The organism is Gordonia soli NBRC 108243, assembly GCF_000334455.1.
Taxonomy (GTDB): domain Bacteria; phylum Actinomycetota; class Actinomycetes; order Mycobacteriales; family Mycobacteriaceae; genus Gordonia; species Gordonia soli.
Genome location: NZ_BANX01000020.1, coordinates 146156 through 165050 on the forward strand (window position 1 = coordinate 146156; position 18895 = coordinate 165050).

Annotated in this window: 15 protein-coding genes, 2 tRNA genes and 1 riboswitch; of the genes, 10 read left to right on the top strand and 7 right to left on the bottom strand. The window is 67.0% G+C overall.

The features are described 5' to 3' along the window. Nucleotides 1–93 precede the first annotated feature (93 nt). The 3 genes from ettA to GS4_RS14480 all read right to left on the bottom strand — a co-directional run bounded on the left by ettA (nucleotide 94) and on the right by GS4_RS14480 (nucleotide 4645). Nucleotides 94–1767 (bottom strand): energy-dependent translational throttle protein EttA, encoded by a 1674-nt coding sequence (ettA, locus tag GS4_RS14470; protein WP_007621791.1) that lies wholly within the window; start codon nucleotides 1765–1767, stop codon nucleotides 94–96. A 254-nt stretch (nucleotides 1768–2021) separates the two neighbouring features. Further along, entirely contained in the window at nucleotides 2022–2486 is a 465-nt protein-coding gene (locus tag GS4_RS14475; protein WP_007621793.1) for a single-stranded DNA-binding protein, read from the bottom strand. Nucleotides 2487–2611: 125 nt separating this feature from the next. Further along, a complete protein-coding gene (locus GS4_RS14480; protein WP_007621794.1) occupies nucleotides 2612–4645 on the bottom strand; it encodes a bifunctional copper resistance protein CopD/cytochrome c oxidase assembly protein in 2034 nt (677 codons plus the stop codon). Between the two features lie 58 nt (nucleotides 4646–4703). Here GS4_RS14480 and GS4_RS14485 point away from each other — a divergent pair. Next, nucleotides 4704–4777, top strand: a tRNA-Arg gene (locus tag GS4_RS14485). A gap of 114 nt (nucleotides 4778–4891) precedes the next feature. On the opposite strand, the gene GS4_RS14490 is transcribed toward GS4_RS14485, so the two are convergent. Further along, nucleotides 4892–6169 (bottom strand): uracil-xanthine permease family protein, encoded by a 1278-nt coding sequence (locus GS4_RS14490; protein WP_007621796.1) that lies wholly within the window; start codon nucleotides 6167–6169, stop codon nucleotides 4892–4894. A gap of 105 nt (nucleotides 6170–6274) precedes the next feature. Further along, on the bottom strand, nucleotides 6275–7273 hold the full coding sequence (locus GS4_RS14495) for an SMP-30/gluconolactonase/LRE family protein (protein ID WP_245555676.1): 999 nt from the start codon (nucleotides 7271–7273) through the stop codon (nucleotides 6275–6277). 90 nt (nucleotides 7274–7363) lie between these two features. Further along, a riboswitch (guanidine-III (ykkC-III) riboswitch) is annotated at nucleotides 7364–7428 on the top strand. Between the two features lie 10 nt (nucleotides 7429–7438). Here GS4_RS14495 and GS4_RS14500 point away from each other — a divergent pair. The 7 genes from GS4_RS14500 to cmrA all read left to right on the top strand — a co-directional run bounded on the left by GS4_RS14500 (nucleotide 7439) and on the right by cmrA (nucleotide 14542). Further along, nucleotides 7439–7753, top strand: coding sequence for a DMT family transporter (locus GS4_RS14500; protein ID WP_007621800.1), 315 nt, complete (start codon nucleotides 7439–7441; stop codon nucleotides 7751–7753). Between the two features lie 38 nt (nucleotides 7754–7791). After that, a complete protein-coding gene (locus GS4_RS14505) occupies nucleotides 7792–8220 on the top strand; it encodes a hypothetical protein (protein WP_007621803.1) in 429 nt (142 codons plus the stop codon). Between the two features lie 315 nt (nucleotides 8221–8535). Beyond that, nucleotides 8536–10314 (top strand): ABC transporter ATP-binding protein, encoded by a 1779-nt coding sequence (locus tag GS4_RS14510; protein WP_007621805.1) that lies wholly within the window; start codon nucleotides 8536–8538, stop codon nucleotides 10312–10314. 81 nt (nucleotides 10315–10395) lie between these two features. Further along, entirely contained in the window at nucleotides 10396–10971 is a 576-nt protein-coding gene (locus tag GS4_RS14515; RefSeq protein WP_007621806.1) for a PadR family transcriptional regulator, read from the top strand. 22 nt (nucleotides 10972–10993) lie between these two features. Then, nucleotides 10994–13063: an NADPH-dependent 2,4-dienoyl-CoA reductase gene (locus GS4_RS14520; RefSeq protein ID WP_007621808.1), complete on the top strand. Its 2070-nt coding sequence runs from the start codon at nucleotides 10994–10996 to the stop codon at nucleotides 13061–13063. A 142-nt stretch (nucleotides 13064–13205) separates the two neighbouring features. Then, nucleotides 13206–13712, top strand: a complete 507-nt coding sequence (locus GS4_RS14525) for a nitroreductase/quinone reductase family protein (RefSeq protein WP_007621810.1) — start codon at nucleotides 13206–13208, stop codon at nucleotides 13710–13712. A gap of 23 nt (nucleotides 13713–13735) precedes the next feature. Further along, nucleotides 13736–14542 carry a mycolate reductase gene (cmrA, locus tag GS4_RS14530; protein WP_007621811.1) on the top strand — a complete coding sequence of 269 codons (807 nt, stop codon included), beginning with the start codon at nucleotides 13736–13738 and terminating at the stop codon, nucleotides 14540–14542. A 136-nt stretch (nucleotides 14543–14678) separates the two neighbouring features. Here cmrA and GS4_RS14535 read toward each other — a convergent pair whose 3' ends face one another. Next, nucleotides 14679–16268 (bottom strand): helicase HerA-like domain-containing protein, encoded by a 1590-nt coding sequence (locus GS4_RS14535; protein ID WP_007621812.1) that lies wholly within the window; start codon nucleotides 16266–16268, stop codon nucleotides 14679–14681. A gap of 129 nt (nucleotides 16269–16397) precedes the next feature. Here GS4_RS14535 and orn point away from each other — a divergent pair, with 129 nt between their 5' ends. After that, on the top strand, nucleotides 16398–16997 hold the full coding sequence (gene orn / locus GS4_RS14540; protein WP_007621813.1) for an oligoribonuclease: 600 nt from the start codon (nucleotides 16398–16400) through the stop codon (nucleotides 16995–16997). A 103-nt stretch (nucleotides 16998–17100) separates the two neighbouring features. Next, nucleotides 17101–17173 (top strand) — tRNA-His (locus tag GS4_RS14545). Between the two features lie 215 nt (nucleotides 17174–17388). Here the strand turns inward: GS4_RS14545 and allB are convergent. Next, complete coding sequence (gene allB / locus GS4_RS14550) at nucleotides 17389–18777, bottom strand: allantoinase AllB (protein ID WP_007621814.1); 1389 nt, start codon at nucleotides 18775–18777, stop codon at nucleotides 17389–17391. Nucleotides 18778–18895 lie beyond the last annotated feature (118 nt).

The window sequence follows — 18895 nt, forward strand, 5'->3', positions numbered from 1 at the left end:
TGGAGGGGGTCCGAGGCCCGGAAGATCCGGGTTCTTTCCCTCTCCAGCGATGGTAGTGATCGCAGACCCTCCGGTCAGCCCTTGAGCGGGTTCTCAGTCACGGGTGAGCTTGCGGTGGGTCACCCGATGCGGACGTGCCGCGTCGGCGCCAAGACGTTCGACCTTGTTGGCCTCGTACGCCTCGAAGTTGCCCTCGAACCAGAACCACTGTCCCTCGTTCACGTTGCCCTCCCACGCCAGGATGTGGGTACAGGTCCGGTCGAGGAACCAGCGATCGTGCGAGATGACCACGGCGCAACCGGGGAACGTCTCCAGCGCGTTCTCGAGCGAACCCAGGGTCTCGACGTCGAGGTCGTTGGTCGGCTCGTCGAGCAGGATCAGGTTGCCGCCCTCCTTCAGCGTCAGCGCGAGGTTCAATCGGTTGCGCTCACCACCGGAGAGGACCTCGGCCCGCTTCTGCTGATCGGGCCCCTTGAAGCCGAAGGCGCTGACGTAGGCACGGGACGGCATCTCGTTCTGGCCGACCTCGATGAAGTCGAGACCGTCGGACACAACCTCCCAGACGTTCTTCTTGGGATCGATGTTGGCGCGGTTCTGGTCGACGTAACTCAGCTTGACCGTCTCGCCGACCTTGACGTTGCCGGAGTCGGGCTCCTCGAGACCGACGATGGTCTTGAACAGCGTGGTCTTACCGACGCCATTGGGGCCGATGACGCCGACGATGCCGTTGCGCGGCAACGAGAACGAGAGGTCCTTGATGAGGACGCGTCCATCGAACCCCTTGTCGAGGTTCTTCACCTCGACCACCACGTCGCCCAGACGCGGTGGGGTCGGGATCTGGATCTCCTCGAAGTCGAGCTTCCTCGTCTTCTCGGCCTCGGCAGCCATCTCCTCGTAGCGGGACAGACGTGCCTTGTTCTTCGTCTGGCGCGCCTTGGATCCGGAGCGGACCCAGGCCAGCTCCTCCTTCAGGCGACGCTGCAGCTTCTGGTCCTTCTTGCCCTGGACCTCGAGTCGCTCGGCCTTCTTCTCCAGGTAGGTCGAGTAATTGCCCTCGTACGGGTGCAGCTTGCCTCGGTCGACCTCACAGATCCAGCCTGCGACGTGGTCGAGGAAGTAGCGGTCGTGGGTCACGGCCAGGACCGCACCCGGGTAGCTCGCGAGGAACTGCTCGAGCCAGAGCACGCTCTCGGCGTCGAGGTGGTTGGTCGGCTCGTCGAGGAGCAGCAGGTCGGGCTTCTGCAGCAGCAACTTGCACAGCGCGACGCGGCGACGCTCACCACCGGAGAGGTGGGTGACCGGCGAGTCACCGGGCGGGCAGCGCAGCGCGTCCATGGCCTGCTCGAGCTGGGAGTCGAGATCCCAGGCGTCGTTGTTGTCCAGGTCTTCCTGGAGCTTGCCCATCTCCTCCATCAACTCGTCGGAGTAGTCGGTGGCGAGTTGCTCGGCGATCTCGTTGAAACGGTCGAGCTTGACCTTAATCTCGCCCATCCCCTCCTCGACGTTCTCCTTGACCGTCTTCTCCTCGTTGAGGGGCGGCTCCTGCAGGAGGATGCCGACGGTGGCGTCGGGGTCGAGGAAGGCCTCACCGTTGGACGGCTGGTCGAGACCGGCCATGATCTTCAGGATCGACGACTTACCCGCGCCGTTGGGCCCGACCACACCGATCTTGGCGCCCGGGTAGAACGACATGGTGACGTCATCGAGGATGACCTTGTCACCGTGCGCCTTCCGCACCTTCTTCATGGTGTAGATGAATTCAGCCACGCTCTGACCTCTCTAGCTGCATCGGCGGGTGTGTGGACCGTGACGACGTCCCGGCAGTCCACCTGGGACCGGGATCGGAGTTCTCGGGGCGAGCCCACGAGGGTCCATCCATGTCACAACAGGAGTCCAGTGTAGTCATCGACCACCTGGACGCCCGAGGTCACCATGCCGGGCCGCTCGGCCGGCCTCGGCATCCCCGTGGGTCGCGGGTTCACCGGTGGCGGGATCCCCTCCGTCCCGCCACCGGTGCGACCTCACGCCGCCGCGGGCGGACGCTGCTCCTCGACGATCGTCCCGGTGTCGGCGGAGTCGGACTCCGGCACCGCCTTCTCGGCCTGATCGGCGGGCTTGTCTTGCGCGGGCGTCCCGCGATAGGCCACCACGCACCGACTCAGGTCCAGACCGATGGAGTTGGCGGTCATCTCCAGGTCGGAGCGTCGGGAGCCGTCCGCGGCCTGGAACTCGTTGGTCTTGATCTGGCCGTGGGCGATGATCGGCCGCCCCTTCGCGATGGCCGCGCCGACACCGGTGAGCAACCGACGCCAGCAACTGACGGTGAGGTACAGCGTCGGGCCGTCCGTCCAGTGCTGTCGTTCTCGGTCGAGGCGCCGGCTCGTGCTGGCCACGCGGAAGGAGATCACCTCCTCACCGGTGGAGGTCGTGCGCCGGCGGGGCTCGGTCACCACGGTGCCGATGACGGTCGTGAAGGTCTCATACATGGGATCGACTCCTGTGCGGTCGGTGTGCTCTCGATGACCACGGTTGTCGTGGCTGCTGACAGCATCGATCACGCACAGGGCCGTCGACGGTCCGTCGAGGAGATCTGTGGACAGAATCCGAGAACTCAGCCGCGCTTGTTGAGAGAGCGCAGCATCTCGTTGTAGTTCTCCAGGTCGGCGTCGTGGTCCCGATCGGCCCGGCGATCGAACCTGCGCGCCTGCTTCATGTCCTGCTTCCGCCACTGGATGAGCAGCGCCAACATGATTATCACCAGCGGCACCTCGCCTGCGGCCCAAGCGATTCCACCTCCGACACGTTGGTCGTCGAAGAGACTGTAGTTCCACGGCAGGTGCAGGTTGCGATAGTACGTCTCCGCGATCACCGCGGAGGTCATCATCAGTGCGACGCCGAAGAACGCGTGGAAGGGCAACGATCCCCAGACGATCCCCAGCTTCGCGACCGGACTGACCTGGCGCGGTGCCGGATCGATGCCGATCACGATCCAGTAGAAGAGGTAGCCGCTCAGCAGGAAGTGCAGGTTCATCACGATGTGCGCGGCGTGGTACTGGATCACGCTGTCGAACAGTCCACCCAGGTAGAGGACGTAGAAGCTGCCGACGAACAACACGGCCGCGATCGCCGGGTGGGTGAGGAAGCGCGACACCGGGCTGTGGATCGCCGACTGGATCCATTCGCGTGGACCAGGCGGGTTGCCGCGGCCGGCCGGCGACAGCGCCCGGAGCGCCAACGTGACCGGTCCGCCCATCACCAGCAGCACCGGTACCAGCATCGACATCATCATGTGCGAGATCATGTGGATGCTGAACATGCCCGGCGAGTACCGGCCGAGCCCCGACGACGTCGCGAACAGCAGTGCGGCGCAACCGAGAACCCACGACACCGTCCGACCGATCGGCCACTCGTCGCCGCGCTTACGCAGGCGCAGGACCCCGCACAGGTAGACCGCGGCGAGCACGATGGCTGCGGTCCCGAAGAGCAGGTCGAATCGCCAGTCGCCGAGGATGCGACCGAAGGTCGGCGGCGCGTCGATGCGGTATCCCACCTGGCTCTCCACCGCGGTCAGGTCGGCCGACTCACCGGCGGGCGGCGGAGTACGCGACAGCCCGACCGCGATGCCGAAGGTGACCGCGAACACCAGAGCCTCGATGAGGCCGTACCGGACGAAGGCAGAGCGTCCGACGGAGTCGACATCGGCATCCAGCGACGCGATGGTCGACCGTCGATGCCAGGCACCGAGTGCGCCGAGCACGATCAGCGCGGCGAGTTTGGCGAGGACGAGTTGACCGTAGATGTCGGTGAAGAGGTCACCGAGCGGGACGCGGACCATCGAGTTGATGACACCGCTGATCCCGACCACCACGATGCACCAGAACGCGACCCGGGAGAACCGCCGCACCGCCAGCGCCCGCCACCGTCCACCCGCGAGCGCGTAGGTCAGGACGGCCACGAGTCCGCCGAGCCAGACGGTCGCGCCGACGATGTGCAGGATCAGGCTGTTGGTGGCGAGATCATGGTTGCCGCCGGTCGACGAGTGTCCGGCCAAGGCCATCGGCATGAGGCTGAGCACCGCGAAGAAGATGCCGACGAAGGTCATCCCCCAGCGCAGGGACACCCGGGTGGCCACGGCGGCCAGCACGGCGAAGAGCGCTGTCCACAGCCACGATCGCGCATCGGCGACCTGCCCGATCGAGGTGATCAGGTTGGACGGCGAGAGCGCGGACGTCAGCGGTTGTCCGCTGACGTTGGACACCGACAGCGGAACGAGCAGCACTGCGCAGGCCGCCCACACCAGCGCCGCGGTGGATGCGACGCGCATCGCGCGGTAACCGCCGACGTCCAGGAACCCGTCCTGCTGCGGTGGGACGAAGAACGCGGCGAAGATCGTCGCGCCGACGGCGATCGAGATGCTCACCTGTCCGATGGCCGTGACGATCGGGAGCCCGTAGGTGGTCGCGGCGCCCGGGTCGGGGACGCCGGCGAGCTCCAGCGCAGTACTCGCCGAGAGGACGGTCACACCGACCGCGACGATGGCCGCGAGCCACGTCAGCACCCACCCGAGACCGGCGACCACACCGGGCTGTTCGCGCATCGAGTCACGGCCGGGATCGGCCGGGGCTGTCGGCGTCGCGCTGGTCATGAACCCACTGTAGGACGGGATATACTCGCTCCCGCTGCCGCCCCGATGCGGTCGGCACGCCTCCGTAGCTCAGGTGGATAGAGCAAGGGCCTTCTAATCCCTAGGTCGCAGGTTCGAGTCCTGCCGGGGGCACTGTCGCATTCCTTGCCGACCTCTGGTCGGTGTGACACTCGGGCCCGGGCCACGGGCCGTCGACCGTATGCGCCGAATCCGACCGAACTGTGTGCGTACCTGGATCTCGCCGGCTCACTCCGTAGTCCGAGCCGACACGTCCTCGGTGCGGTCGGGGGTCACCGTTCCGCGCAGTCCACCGATCAGACGCATCGCGTGGTAGATCACCAGTGCGGCGAGCGCTCCGAGCGCGATGCCGCCGAAGTTGAGATCGCCGAGAACCCAGGTGAAGTCGGCGATGCCGATGACGAGCGGGATGGCCGCGGTGAACTGGTTGATCGGCTTCGCGAAGTCCACCTTGTTGCTCACCCAGATGTGCACACCGAGGACGCCGACCAGCCCGTAGAGAGCAGTCGTCACACCACCGAGCACACCGGCCGGGATGGACGCGATCACCGCTCCGACCTTCGGCGACATGCTCAACACGACTGCGGCGACACCGGCGACCCAGTACGCCGCCGTCGAGTAGACCTTGGTGGCGGCCATGACACCGATGTTCTCCGCGTAGGTGGTCGTCGCCGAACCACCGCCGCTGCCCGCGAGCACGGTCGCCAGACCGTCGGCGGCCAACGCCCGCCCGATGCGCTTGTCGTAGTCGATGCCCGTCATCGTGGTGATCGACTTGACGTGCCCGATGTTCTCGACCACCAGGACCAGGACCACCGGCAAGAACATCGGGATCACCGACAGGTGGAAGCTGGGGGCGTGGAAGTCGGGCAGCCCGACCCACGAGGCGGCCCCGATCGCATCCGTGTCGACCTCACCACGGACCAGCGCGAGCAGATAACCGAGCACCACGCTGGCCACGATGGCCAGTCGACCGAGAAGCCCTCGGAAGAGGACGAGGCACAGGATCAGCAGGACCAGCACGACCGTCGCCGTGATCGCGTCCTTCTCGAAGTTCGTCTTGGCGGTCGGCGCCAGGTTGAGGCCGATGAGGGCGACGATCGTGCCGGTGACCACCGGCGGCATCAGCGCCTCTATCCAGCCCGTGCCGGCAACGTGCACGACGATGCCGATCACGATCAGCAATGCGCCCACGACCACGATGCCACCCAACGCCGCACCCTGACCGTTGGAGGCGGTCGCGGCGAGCACCGGGGCGATGATCGCGAAGCTCGATCCGAGGTAACTCGGCAGTCGGTTGCGGGTGATCAGCAGGAACAGGATGGTGCCGACACCCGAGAAGAGCAGCGTGGTCGACGGTGGGAAGCCGGTGAGCACCGGTACCAGGAAGGTTGCCCCGAACATCGCCACCACATGCTGCAGCCCGATGCCGATGGTCCGCGGCCAGGTCAGGCGCTCACCGGGTGCGATGACCCCACCCGTCCCCACCGGCGTCCATCGGAACATCGATCCTGATTCCCGTTCCCGCGTCGTCATGGGGATCAGTGTGCGGCATGACCATTGGTCGTGCCGCACCTTGGGGCCCGAGAAGATCCCGGGGACTCGACGACGTCAGTCGCCCACCCCGCGCAGATCGACGATGCCGATCGCCGTCTCCTCGACGCCGCCGAGCGCGAGCACACCGTCGTGTTCGGCGACGGCCGTCACCATCCGGTACCCGGGCGCGTCGGTCTGGAGATCGACCCGGACCTCCCCGTCGAAGTCGATCGCCAGCGCCCACGCCTGGTCGGGTGGCTTGGGGGTCAGCGCGTGCGGGAGGGCGTGGATCAGTCGCCGCATCCACGGTGGTCGAGGCGCGAGCCTGTCCAGCAACGCATTCCGCGGCGCCGCCATGCCGATCCAGACGAGACCGTCGGAGCCGACCGACATGTTGTCGGGGAACCCGGGCAGGTTCTCGACGACCCGGTCGGTGGAGCCGGCGCGAGGGCCCGACAGCCACCGACGGGTGACGCGATACGCACCGGTCTCCGCCACCAGCACATGGCTCTCGTCGGGCGCGAGGACCACACCGTTGGCGAACTGCAGGTCGTCGAGGAGCACCTCGACCTGCCCGTCGACCCCACAGCGCAGCAACCTGCCCGTGCCGCTGTGCTCCATGATGTCGCCGAGCCAGTCGTCGAGGCCGTATCGCTGCGTCGAGGTACTGAAGACGAACGATCCGTCCTGCGCCACCGCGACGTTGCTGGCGAAATGCACACGGCGACCACCGACCTCGCCGACCAGCAACTCGGGTTCGGACAGGCCTGCCCGCCATCGCAGCACGCCCCGGTCGTGGTCGCAGATGTACAACCAACCGTCGGGCCCTCGGTCGAGACCCAGCGGCCGACCACCGGTCGAGGTCAGCACCTCGACATCGGAGGTGTGCGGGTCCACCGCCAGGATCGCCCCGTCGTCGGTGCCCGTGAGAACACGCCCGTCGTCTGACCAGATCACGTCCTCGGGCCCGTGGCGACCGACCTCGACACGCCGTACCGCCGGCATCGGCGGATCACTCCGGGGGCGGGCGGCCCGTTCCGGCGGGGTGGGCGGATTCCATCGAACAGCGCGCATTCCCCGATCATGCCCGCGCTCGGATCGTCTCGGTCCGAAACGACCGGAGAGCAAGGTCACCACCCCGACAGCCCATCGTTGCTAGCCTCGGAGGTGATCGACGACGATCACCGGACGAGCGGCACCGTACCCGGCCAGCGACAAGACGGAGCCAGGAGGTCCGTCATGTCCTGGGTCGTACTCGTCATCTCCGGTGTGCTGGAAGCCGTCTGGGCCACCGCACTCGGTCGTTCCGAGGGCTTCTCCCGTCTCACTCCGTCAATCGTCTTCGGCGTCGCGCTCGTTGCGTCGATGGCCGGACTCGCCTACGCGATGCGGGATCTGCCGACCGGCACCGCCTACGCGGTCTGGGTGGGTATCGGCGCGGCGCTCACTGTCACATATGCGATGGTCACCGGCACCGAAGCCGTCTCGCTGCTCAAGATCGGACTCATCCTCGTCATCGTCGGCGCGGTGGTCGGACTCAAACTGGCGCACTGATCTTCACCTCGGCTGGTGCCGGTGATTGACTGGTCGTCATGTCCGCCACCGCCGCTCTGGCCACCGCTGTCGTCTTCCTCTGGCTGGGCATGGTGGTGTCCATCTCGTTCATGGAGGCACCGCTCAAGTTCCGCGCGCCCGGTGTGACCGTGCCCATCGGACTCGGGATCGGCCGACTCGTCTTCCGAGGGCTCAACGCGCTGGAGTCGGTGGCCGCGATTGCCCTGGTCGGCGCGGTGATCGTCGGGTCATGGCCGAGTACAACGGTTCTCGTGGCCACTGGAGTCGCCGTCGGTGTGCTCGCCGCGCAGTTGCTCCTCATCCGTCCGGTGTTGACCCGACGCTCCGATGCCGTGCTGGCTGGGACGGACGACGGGAAACGGAGTCGGGCACACCTGGTGTACATCGCGGCCGAGGTCCTGAAGGTGGGCGCGCTGATCTGGGCCGGCGTCGCATTGTTGTCCTGACCAGTACGGTTCCGCTCTGACAGTCAACTGCCAGCGAAAGCCAAGGGCCTCACCAGTACCGGTCCATAACTTCTGTGGAGTCGGCATCGACGCCGACCGATACACAGGAGGAATTCCCTTGCCACAGCAGCCGAACCAGAACCGTCAGCAGCCCGGCGCCGCACCGCGTCAGCAGCGTCGCCGTCGCCGGGTGTGGCGCCCGCGCGAGCATCGCTGGGTCTGGGTCTGGAACTGATCACTCGCACCACACCCCCGACTGTTCCGGGGCCCGGGCCGGGCCCCGGAACAGTCGTCTCCAGCGATACGAGAGCCCCGATGACTGCGCCTGCCACCACCCCCATGACCTTCCTCGCCGCCTGGCGGCGGTTCCGCGTGCACCTGCAGGGTGAAGGCCGCCGCCTGGCCGTCGCCGCGGTTCTCCTGATCGCCGCCGCGGCCGGTCAGATCGTCGCGGTCTTCGTGCTCGCCGACGTCATCGACGGAACTCTCGCCGCGCACGGCATCGCAGCCTTTGCCACCGTCGCCGCCACCTGGATCGGGATCACCGCTCTCTCCACCGGAGCCGACTATCTCGGACAGGTGACCGCGGTCGGCGTCTCCGAGCGTGTCGTCCTCCGACTACGCGACAACCTCTTCCGGCATCTGCAGACACTGGCGCCCCTCACGCACCGCCGTTTCGGGGTCGGAGATCTCATCACTCGCTCCACCGGCGATCTGGAAGCAGTCGAGCATCTCATCGGCTCCGGATTGATGCAGCTGACGGTCGCGGCGTTGAGCACCATCGGTCTCGTGGCCGCCGCCCTCGTCATGAGTTGGCCGATGGCGGTCGTCGCTCTCTGCGCGGTGCCGATCCTGTGGGGCGTCTCCGCATTCTTCGGGCGCCGACAGTCGCGGGCCACTCGCGACGAGCGCGCAGCGATCAGTGACATCTCGGTCGCCGTCGGCTCGGCCATCACCGGCCACGAGACGGCGGCCGCCTACAACCAGCAGCCCCGCGAGCGGGACCGACTCCATCGACACGGGGTGCGCTGGCTGGTGGCGCGACTCATGCAGACCCGGATCGAGGTGGGCTTCGGCTCGGTCCTGGGCCTCGCCGAGGTCGTCGTCACGCTGGCGATCGCCGTGACCGGCGTCTGGCAGGTCCGTCAGGGCGCGCTCAGCGTCGGAGAACTGCTGGCCCTGACCGGCTATCTGGGCATGCTCTACCCGCGTATGCAGGAGATCGCCGATCTACGCCTCTCGGTCGCCTCGGCGTTGGTCAGCGCCGAGCGTCTGGCCGAGATCCTGGACAGCCCCACGTCGGACACCGACACCGAGGATGCTGTCGACCTCCTCCCCGGTCCCGGTCGAATCCACGTGCAGGAGGTCACCTTCCGGCGTGGGCAGACGACGATCCTCGATCGCGTGTCGCTCGACCTGAGGCCCGGTCGGGTCACGGCGCTCACCGGTCCGAGCGGCTCGGGCAAGTCGACGCTCGCGGCGTTGCTGACCGGCTTCGAGCACCCCGATGCGGGCGCGATCCACATCGACGGCACCGACCTCGAGTCGGTGACGCGGACCTCGTTGCGCGATCAGGTGACCCTTCTGCCCCAATCCCCCACCATCGCAGCCATGACGATCGCCGAGGCGATCTCCTACGGGCGGCCCGAGGCGACCAGGGCGCAGGTCGAGGACGCCGCGCGCGCCGCCGACGCGCACGAGTTCGTCGCGGCACTCCCGGAGGGATACGACACCCCGCTCAGCGACGACGGGCTGACCCTGTCGGGTGGTCAACGGCAGCGGCTCGCCATCGCCCGCGCGTTGCTGCGTGACTCCCCGATCGTCGTACTCGACGAGCCCACCGCCAACCTCGACGACGCGAGCGCGGCTCGTCTCATGTCCGCGATACGCGTGCGCTGTGCGGACCGCACCGTTCTGGTCATCACACACGATCGAACTGTCGCCGCAGGTGCCGACGACGTGTACGACCTCGTCGACGGGAGAGTTCACCGCGTGGCACCGGCTCCGCATCGCAACTCGTCGCCGGTGGCCGACACCACCATCCCGCACCACCGGTTCGCCGGCCGTTCGTTGTCCGCGGTGGGCCCGAACTGATGGTTACCCGTCGGGTCATGCACAACTGAGTGCATATGCACACTGTTGCACTGTGCGCAGATGCATTGGTATCGTCGCCGCATGGCGCTGGAGCACGCGATCATGGTGTCGCTGGCCGAGCGGCCGGGGACCGGCTACGAGATCGGCCGACAGTTCGACCGGTCGATCGGCCATTTCTGGTCGGCGACCCACCAGCAGATCTATCGGACGCTGAAGAAGCTCCACGTCGACGGCCTCGTCAGCTACGAACCCGTGGTCCAGGAGGGCCGGCCGGACAAGAAGGTCTACTCCCTGTCTCCCGCCGGGCGAGAAGCGCTGCGCGAGTGGGTGTCCACACCGACACCGATCCAGCAGCTGCGCGACGACCTCGGTGTCAAGCTGCGCGCCACCGAACACGGCGACCTCGCGGAGGTCGTCGCCGAGATGAAGCGTCACCGCGAGCTGCATGTCGCGCGCCTGCACCTCTACCAGGGCTTCGAGAAGGACGACTACCCCGATCCCGACCGACTGTCGGGTCGACGCCTGCACCAATACCTCGTCCTCCGCGGTGGCGTCCGCGTCGAGGAGGGGTTCATCGACTGGTGCGACGAGGTCATCGCCGCACTCCAGAAAGAACTGTCCGCCAGCCCATCCCACACCGACCGGTCATCCGACTGACCCGAGACGAGAGGTCATGCCCATGTCAGCCCCATCGGCGCAGCCCACCGCGAACCCGCACTATCCCCGATTGTTCGAACCACTCGAACTGGGTGGGACCACGCTGAAGAACCGCCTCGTCATGGGTTCCATGCACACCGGCCTCGAAGACCGGCTGTGGGACACCGACAAGCTCGCCGCGTACTACGCAGAACGGGCCAAAGGCGGTGTCGCCCTGATCATCACCGGCGGCTTCGCGCCGAGTCGCACCGGTCTGTTGTTGCCCTTCGCCGGCAAGATGACCAACATCGTCGACGTCCAGCGGCATCGCCGGATCACCAAGGCCGTCCACGACGCCGACGGCAAGATCGCCATGCAGCTCATCCACGCCGGTCGGTACGGCTACACCCCGTTCAAGGTCGCCGCAGGATCGGAGCCCTCGCCGATCCACCCGTTCAAGCACCTCAAGATGACCGAGGCGATCATCTGGCACGTCATCCGGTCGTTCGGCCGCTCGGCCAAACTGGCGCGCTCGGCAGGCTACGACGCCATCGAGATCATGGGCGGCGAAGGCTATCTCATCAACCAGTTCCTCTGCCCCCACACCAACGACCGCACCGACAAATGGGGCGGCAGCACCGAGAACCGGCAGCGCTTCCTGGTCGAGATCATCAAAGAGATCCGCAAGCGGGTGCCCCGCGACTTCCCGATCATCCTGCGCCAGTCGATCGCCGACTTCGTCCGCAAAGGGCAGACCTGGGACGAGATCGCGTTGCTCGCCCGCAGGGCCGAAGAACTGGGTGTCGACGCCATCAACACCGACATCGGGTGGCATGAGGCCGGCGTCCCGACCATCGTGACGTCGGTGCCGCGTGCCGCATTCGTCAAGTTCACCGAGCGGCTGCGCGACGAGGTGAGCATCCCGCTCATCGCCAGCAATCGGATCAACACCCCGGAGATCGCCGAGGAGATCCTCGAACGCGGGCGCGTCGATGCCATCTCGATGGCACGCCCCATGCTCTCCGACCCCGACTTCGCGAACAAGGCGGAGCAGGGACGGGCCGACGAGATCAACACCTGCATCGGCTGCAACCAGGCCTGCCTCGACCACGCCTTCGTCGGCAAGAAGGTCTCGTGCCTGCTCAATCCGCGGGCCGGGCGTGAGACCACGCTGACACTCGGACAGACCCGAAGGGCCAAGCGCGTCGCCGTCGTCGGGGCCGGACCCGCCGGGTTGTCGGCTGCGGTGTCGAGTGCGCAGCGCGGACACAAGGTGGACCTCTTCGAGGCAGGCGAACACATCGGCGGCCAGTTCTCCATCGCGGCCCGCATCCCGGGCAAGGAGGAGTTCACCGAGACCATCCGCTACTTCACCCGGCAGCTCGAGATCACCGGCGTGACGGTGCATCTCAACACCAAGGTGAGTGCCGAGGAGATCATCGACAAGAAGTTCGACGAGGTCATCGTCGCCACCGGTGTCACCCCACGTGTGCCGACCATCCCGGGTATCGACCACCCCATGGTCATGTCCTACGCCGACGCGGTGCTCGGACAGCGCGAGATCGGGAAGCGGGTCGCGGTGATCGGCGCCGGCGGCATCGGATTCGACATCACGGAGTTCCTGACCGTCGACGAATCGCCGACCCTCAACCTCAAGGAGTGGGAACAGGAGTGGGGCGTCAGCGAGGACCTGTCCAAGCCCGGCTTCGTCACCAAGCCGCGGCCGCTCCCCGCAGTGCGTGAGGTGTTCCTGGTCCAGCGCAAGTCCGGCCGCCAGGGCAAGGGGCTCGGCAAGACCACGGGATGGGTACACCGGGCGACCGTCAAGATGAAAGGTGTGGAACAGATCTCCGGCGCGTCCTACGACAAGATCGACGACCAGGGGTTGCATCTGAGCTTTCGGGACGATGACGGGAACGTCACCGAGACACGCATCCTCGAGGTCGACAACATCGTCGTGTGTGCGGGCCAGGAGTCGGTCCGCGAGCTGGTCGACCCCCTGACCGTCGCGGGTGTGACCACCCATGTGATCGGTGGCGCCGATCTCGCCGCCGAGCTCGATGCCAAGCGTGCGATCCGACAGGGCACCGAGGTCGCCGCGGGTATCGCCTGACCGTCGATCTGCAGCAGTCGGTGTCGGTGGTCGACACCGACTGCCTGGTGTTCGCCCGCCCCTTGTCGGTTCGACGGCGGAAGGGGACAATTCTCTGGTCTCGTCGAGCGCCGATGCACGGGCATCGGGTGAGGAGCGAAGCATGGTCTCGCCGTATCCCGATGTCCGCTGGGGCAACGAGTCGAATCCGCTGCGTCGCGGGGCAGTCGCCTTTGCGAGGACACCGATCGGCTCGTGGACCCTTCGCCACACCGCCGGACTCGACCGGGCGTTGCTGCGTGCCTCCCGCGGCCGCCTGACCGTTCTCGGTCCGATCGGCGCACCGACGGTGCTGGTCACGACCATCGGACGACACTCCGGCGAACGTCGGACGTCCCCGCTGCTCTACCACCGCGAGGACCCCGACATCTTCGTCGTGGGATCGAACTTCGGCCAGGGCCACCATCCGGCCTGGACGTGGAACCTTCTGTCCGACAGCCGATGCTGGGTCACCATCGGCGCCGTCGAGATCGCGTCACGCGCGAAATTGCTCGACGGCGCCGAACGCGAGCGGGTCTATGGGGCATTCGAGGAACTGGTGGACGTGTACACCACGTATCGGGGACGCACCGACCGGGAGATCCGCGTCTTCCGTCTGACCGCCGACTGATCCACCCCCGCTACGATCGGGGCATGCCAGTACCCGCGCCGTCCGAATCCTCCCGCGCCGTCGTCACCGGCGCCTCCTCCGGCATCGGGATGGCCCTGGCGCGGACCCTGGCCGCACGGGGACACTCGCTGATCCTGGTGGCCCGCCGCGGCGAGATCCTCGAAGAGCTGGCCCAAGAACTGCGCGGTCGGCACCGCGTCACCGCAGAGGTCCGGGCGGTCGATCTCTCCGAGCCCACCGACGTCGAGGTCCTGGCCGCCGAGCTGGCCGACCGGGAGATCTCGATCCTGTGCAACAACGCCGGCATCGCCACCTTCGGCCCGGTGGCCGAACTCGACTCCGACTACGAGCGCGCGCAGGTCCGACTCAACGTGACCGCGGTCCACGACCTCACCCTCGCGGTGCTCCCCCAGATGGTCGCGCGCCGGTCCGGCGGGATCCTGATGGTCGGGTCGGCAGCCGGGAACATGCCGATCCCCAACAACGCGACCTATGCCGCGACCAAGGCCTTCGTCAACACCTTCAGCGAGTCACTGCGCGGCGAGGTGTCCGGCCAGGGAGTGCACATCACCCTGCTGGCGCCCGGGCCGGTACGCACCGAGACCCCGGCTCCCGAGGACCAGTCGATCGTCGACAAGATGGTCCCCGACTTCCTCTGGCACTCCAGCGAGAAGGTGGCCGAGATGAGCCTCGACGCGTTGGCGCACAACAAGATGCGGGTCGTCCCCGGCGCGATGTCCAAGGCGATGTCGGTGGCCGGCGGGTACAGCCCGCGTGCCGTGGTCGCCCCGATCGTCGGCGGCTTCTATCGCAAACTCGGCGGCGAGTGACCATCCAGCGCGGTCACCGACCCCCTGCCGGCGTAGGCCGAGTCCGTACTTGACGCCATACCCGTACTCGACGCCATGTCCGTCCTGACGCCGAGTCCCACGCGCACCGCGGCCAGAACTAGACGCAGCCGCAGGCCTAGCGACGACGCTTGCGACCTGTACCGAAGATCGCCCGGCTGAACTCGCGCCCCGCTGCCGACGCCGCCGACCGCAGGAAGCTCTGCATCGGCTTGGACGTCAGCACCTCGGTGATGATGCCGGCTTCCTGGGGCTGCGACTGCGGAGTCGGGGCCGGCGCGGGAGCCGGTGCCTGCGTGGGGATCTCCGGCGCGGCCTCGGGCGGCGGGGCCGCCTTGGCCGTCAGGCGCTCGTAGGCAGAATCCCGATCGATGGTCTGGCCGTATTTGGCGTAGAGCGGACTCGCCTTCGCCGCAGCCGTGATGCCCTCGGCACCGAGTGCATCCATCGACGACCGCGGCGGTCGCACGACCGTCCATGCGACCGGTGTCGGTGCCCCCTTCTCCGAGAGCACCGTCACGATCGCCTCACCGGTTCCCAACGAGGTGAGCGCTTTCTCGATGTCGTAGACCTCCGATACCGGGTACGTCTTCACCGTCTTCAACAACGCCTTCTGATCGTCGGGGGTGAACGCCCGCAGTGCGTGCTGGATGCGGGCGCCCAGCTGCGACAGCACATCGTTGGGGATGTCGGTCGGCAGTTGCGAGCAGAAGAAGACGCCGACACCCTTCGAACGGATCAGCTTCACCGTCTGCACGACCTGCTCCTTGAACGCCTTCGACGCATCCGCGAACAGCAGGTGCGACTCGTCGAAGATGAAGACCAGCTTGGGCTTCTCGATGTCACCGACCTCGGGCAGGAACTGGAAGAGATCGGCCAGAATCCACATCAGGAACGTCGAGAACAGCGCGGGTCGCGACGACTGCGCGCCGAGCTCGAAGAGCGTGATGATGCCGCGTCCGTCGGTCGTCAGACGCAAGAGATCCGCCGGTTCGATCTCCGGCTCGCCGAAGAAGGTGTCACCACCGTCGCCTTCGAGGTTGGTCAACGCGCGCAGGATCACCCCGGCGGTCTGGCTCGAGACCCCACCGATCGCCTTCAACTCGGGTTTGCCCTCGTCGCTGGTCAGGTACTTGATGACCTCGCGCAGATCCTTGAGGTCCAGGAGTGGCAGCCCCTTGGCATCGGCCCAATGGAAGATCAGTCCGAGTGTCGACTCCTGGGTCTCGTTCAGCCCCAACACCTTGCTGAGCAGGATCGGCCCGAAGGACGTGATGGTGGCCCGGATCGGCACTCCGATGCCGGTGGAACCGAGCGAGACGAACTCGGTCGGGAACGCAGTCGGCTGCCAGTCGTCGCCGGTCTGTCTTGCGCGCTCGACGATCTTGTCGTTCGAGGTGCCCACCTGGCTGAGTCCGGAGAGGTCGCCCTTGATGTCGGCCATGACGACCGGCACCCCGTTCGCCGACAGCTGCTCGGCGATCCCCTGCAGCGTCTTGGTCTTGCCGGTGCCGGTCGCACCCGCGACCAGCCCGTGACGGTTCATCATCGCCAGCGGGATGCGCACGCGGGCGGTCGAGTCGACCTGGCCGTCGATCGACACGGTGCCGACCTCGAGTGCGGCACCGGAGAAGGCGTATCCGGCGGCGATCTGCTGCGCAGGCGTGGTCGGCGAGCTGTCGACGGGAGTTGGATCGGCGGAGGTCACGGACGAGTCCTCTCGAGGGGGTCGATGTCATGACGAGACTGCGACGACGGATGTGTGCAGCGCAGCGGGACGTCCCCCACTCGCCTGCAATGACAATAGCTGTCGGAGGGCGTTGGCTAAGGTTGTCGGGTGCAGGACAAACTGGTGTGGATCGATTGCGAGATGACCGGGTTGCGCCTCGAGTCGGACAAGCTGATCGAGATCGCAGCGCTCGTGACCGACAGTGAGCTCAACATCCTCGGCGACGGAGTGGACATCGTGATCCACGCATCCGACGAGGACCTGGCCTCGATGCCCGACGTGGTGACCAAGATGCATGCCGCATCCGGGCTCACCGAAGAGGTGCGTGCGTCGACGGTGACGGTGGCCGAGGCTGAGAAGGCAGTCCTCGACTACATCCGTACGCAGGTGAAGACCGCGGGCGCGGTGCCGTTGGCGGGCAACTCCATCGCGACCGACCGCGGGTTCATCGCCCGCGACATGCCGGAGCTCGACGCCTACCTCCATTACCGGATGGTCGACGTCAGCTCGATCAAGGAACTCACTCGCCGCTGGTACCCGAAGATCTACTACGGTCAGCCGGCGAAGGGCTTGGCACACCGGGCACTCGCCGACATCCGCGAGTCCATCCGGGAGCTCAAGTACTACCGTTCCGCAGCCTTCGTCGCGGCCCCCGGGCCCGATACCGACAAGCTCGCCACGATCGTCGACGATCTCGGACCTGCGTGAACACGCGCGGCCGTAACCGATTGGAGTTCCCCGGTACCGACCGGCTAGAGTAGGTTCCTGGCTCAGCGACCCGGTGTTCATCGCCTGGTCACCGACGCCGATGGTGGATGTAGTTCAGTTGGTAGAGCACCAGGTTGTGATCCTGGCTGTCGCGGGTTCGAGTCCCGTCATCCACCCCGAACACGATGCCCCCGACCACGCGGTCGGGGGCATCGTTCGTTGTTGGGTGGGGACATACCTGCTCGCTCACCGCGGCCCGAACGTGCATCCGCGGGTGATGCTTCACCCGCGAACGCTCGGCCGCCCCGCGTCGACGCCGGGGCGACACACCCGGAAATGGAACTCGCCGCCGCGACCGGAGTCGCGACGGCGAGGTATGGGGGCGGGTCGGTCAGACGTCGCCGCGGCGGAGCATGCGCCCCTTGGGGGTGGTGAAGTCCACGCGCTGACCGCGCACCCACGTGCCGGTGACCACACCGGCGAGGGCGCGGCCGTCGTACGGGCTAACCGGGTTCTTGTGGTGGAGTCGGTGCACATCGACGATCTGAGCCGACTCCGGCTCGAAGATGGCGAAGTCGGCGTCGCAGCCGAGGGCGATCCGCCCCTTGGTCGGCAGGCCGGCGAGATCTGCCGGACGCGAGGCCATCCACTCGAGGACCTGGGGCAGGCCGATGTCGCGCTTCTTGGCCTCGGACCAGATGAGCGAGAGGCCGAGCTGCAGGGAGGCCACGCCGCCCCACGCGATACCGAAATCGCCACCTTCGGGGTCCTTGAGTTCGGCGGTCGTGGGCGAGTGGTCGGAGACGATGCAGTCGATGGTGCCGTCGAGCAATCCCTCCCACAGCAGCTCGCGGTTGGCTGCCTCGCGGATCGGCGGACAGCACTTGAACGCGGTCGCACCGTTGGGCACCTCCTCGGCCAGCAGGGTGAGGTAGTGCGGGCACGTCTCGACGGTGATCTTGACGCCGTCACGCTTGGCGGTGGCCAGCATCGGCAGGGCGTCCGACGACGACAGATGCAGCACGTGCGCGCGCACGCCGGTCCACCGCGCACGCTCGATGACCTCGGCGATCGCCAGGTTCTCCGCACCACGAGGACGCGACGCCAGGAATCGGGTGTACTCGTCACCGTCTGCAGACGGCGCCTCGTCGATGGCCCTGGAGTCCTCGGCGTGCACGATCATCAGCGAGTCGAACTCGGCCAACTTCGCCATGTCGGCTTCCATCTCGTCGGCGGTGAGATGGGGGAACTCGTCGACACCGGAGTGGAGCAGGAAGCACTTGAATCCGAAGACGCCGGCGTCGTGCAGGCCGCGCAGGTCGTTCTCGTTACCCGGGATCGCGCCGCCCCAGAAACCGACGTCGATGTGGGTCTTGCCCTGCGCGGCAGCGCGCTTGGCTGCCAGCGCATCGACGTCGACGGTGGGTGGGATGGAATTGAGCGGCATGTCGATGAGGGTCGTGACACCACCGGCCGCGGCGGCGCGCGTCGCCGAGTCGAAGCCCTCCCACTCCGTGCGCCCCGGCTCGTTGACGTGCACGTGCGTGTCGACGAGCCCGGGGATCATCACCTGATCGTCGGCGAGCTCGATGACCTCGCTACCCGACAGTCCGCTCCCCAGCGGCTCGATGGCCACGACCCGACCGTCCCGGATGCCGATCTCCCGCGCGACGATCCCCGCGGTGGTCAGGGTCTGCTTGCCGCGGACCACCAGGTCGAAGGTCGCCGAAGTGGTGTCGTCGCCTACTGCGGGTGTCTGAGCACCGGTGTCGGAGGTCATGTGGCGGGGCTCCTTGCTGGTCGCCGTGTCCTGTCTGATGCCGAGCGTAACGCAAGGCATTCCTCATCATGGAATTTTAACCTGCTATTTCGGAACGTGACTCGCGAGTAGCGCCACC

Bases quoted from the DNA above. Each gene is read 5' to 3' on its own strand.
- GS4_RS14500 (WP_007621800.1), top strand. From the start codon at position 7,439: ATGTCCTGGGTCGTACTCGTCATCTCCGGTGTGCTGGAAGCCGTCTGG.
- GS4_RS14515 (WP_007621806.1), top strand. From the start codon at position 10,396: ATGGCGCTGGAGCACGCGATCATGGTGTCGCTGGCCGAGCGGCCGGGG.
- GS4_RS14520 (WP_007621808.1), top strand. From the start codon at position 10,994: ATGTCAGCCCCATCGGCGCAGCCCACCGCGAACCCGCACTATCCCCGA.
- GS4_RS14505 (WP_007621803.1), top strand. From the start codon at position 7,792: ATGTCCGCCACCGCCGCTCTGGCCACCGCTGTCGTCTTCCTCTGGCTG.
- GS4_RS14480 (WP_007621794.1), bottom strand. From the start codon at position 4,645: ATGACCAGCGCGACGCCGACAGCCCCGGCCGATCCCGGCCGTGACTCG.
- GS4_RS14475 (WP_007621793.1), bottom strand. From the start codon at position 2,486: ATGTATGAGACCTTCACGACCGTCATCGGCACCGTGGTGACCGAGCCC.
- cmrA (WP_007621811.1), top strand. From the start codon at position 13,736: ATGCCAGTACCCGCGCCGTCCGAATCCTCCCGCGCCGTCGTCACCGGC.
- GS4_RS14490 (WP_007621796.1), bottom strand. From the start codon at position 6,169: ATGTTCCGATGGACGCCGGTGGGGACGGGTGGGGTCATCGCACCCGGT.
- GS4_RS14510 (WP_007621805.1), top strand. From the start codon at position 8,536: ATGACTGCGCCTGCCACCACCCCCATGACCTTCCTCGCCGCCTGGCGG.
- GS4_RS14525 (WP_007621810.1), top strand. From the start codon at position 13,206: ATGGTCTCGCCGTATCCCGATGTCCGCTGGGGCAACGAGTCGAATCCG.
- allB (WP_007621814.1), bottom strand. From the start codon at position 18,777: ATGACCTCCGACACCGGTGCTCAGACACCCGCAGTAGGCGACGACACC.
- GS4_RS14495 (WP_245555676.1), bottom strand. From the start codon at position 7,273: ATGCGCGCTGTTCGATGGAATCCGCCCACCCCGCCGGAACGGGCCGCC.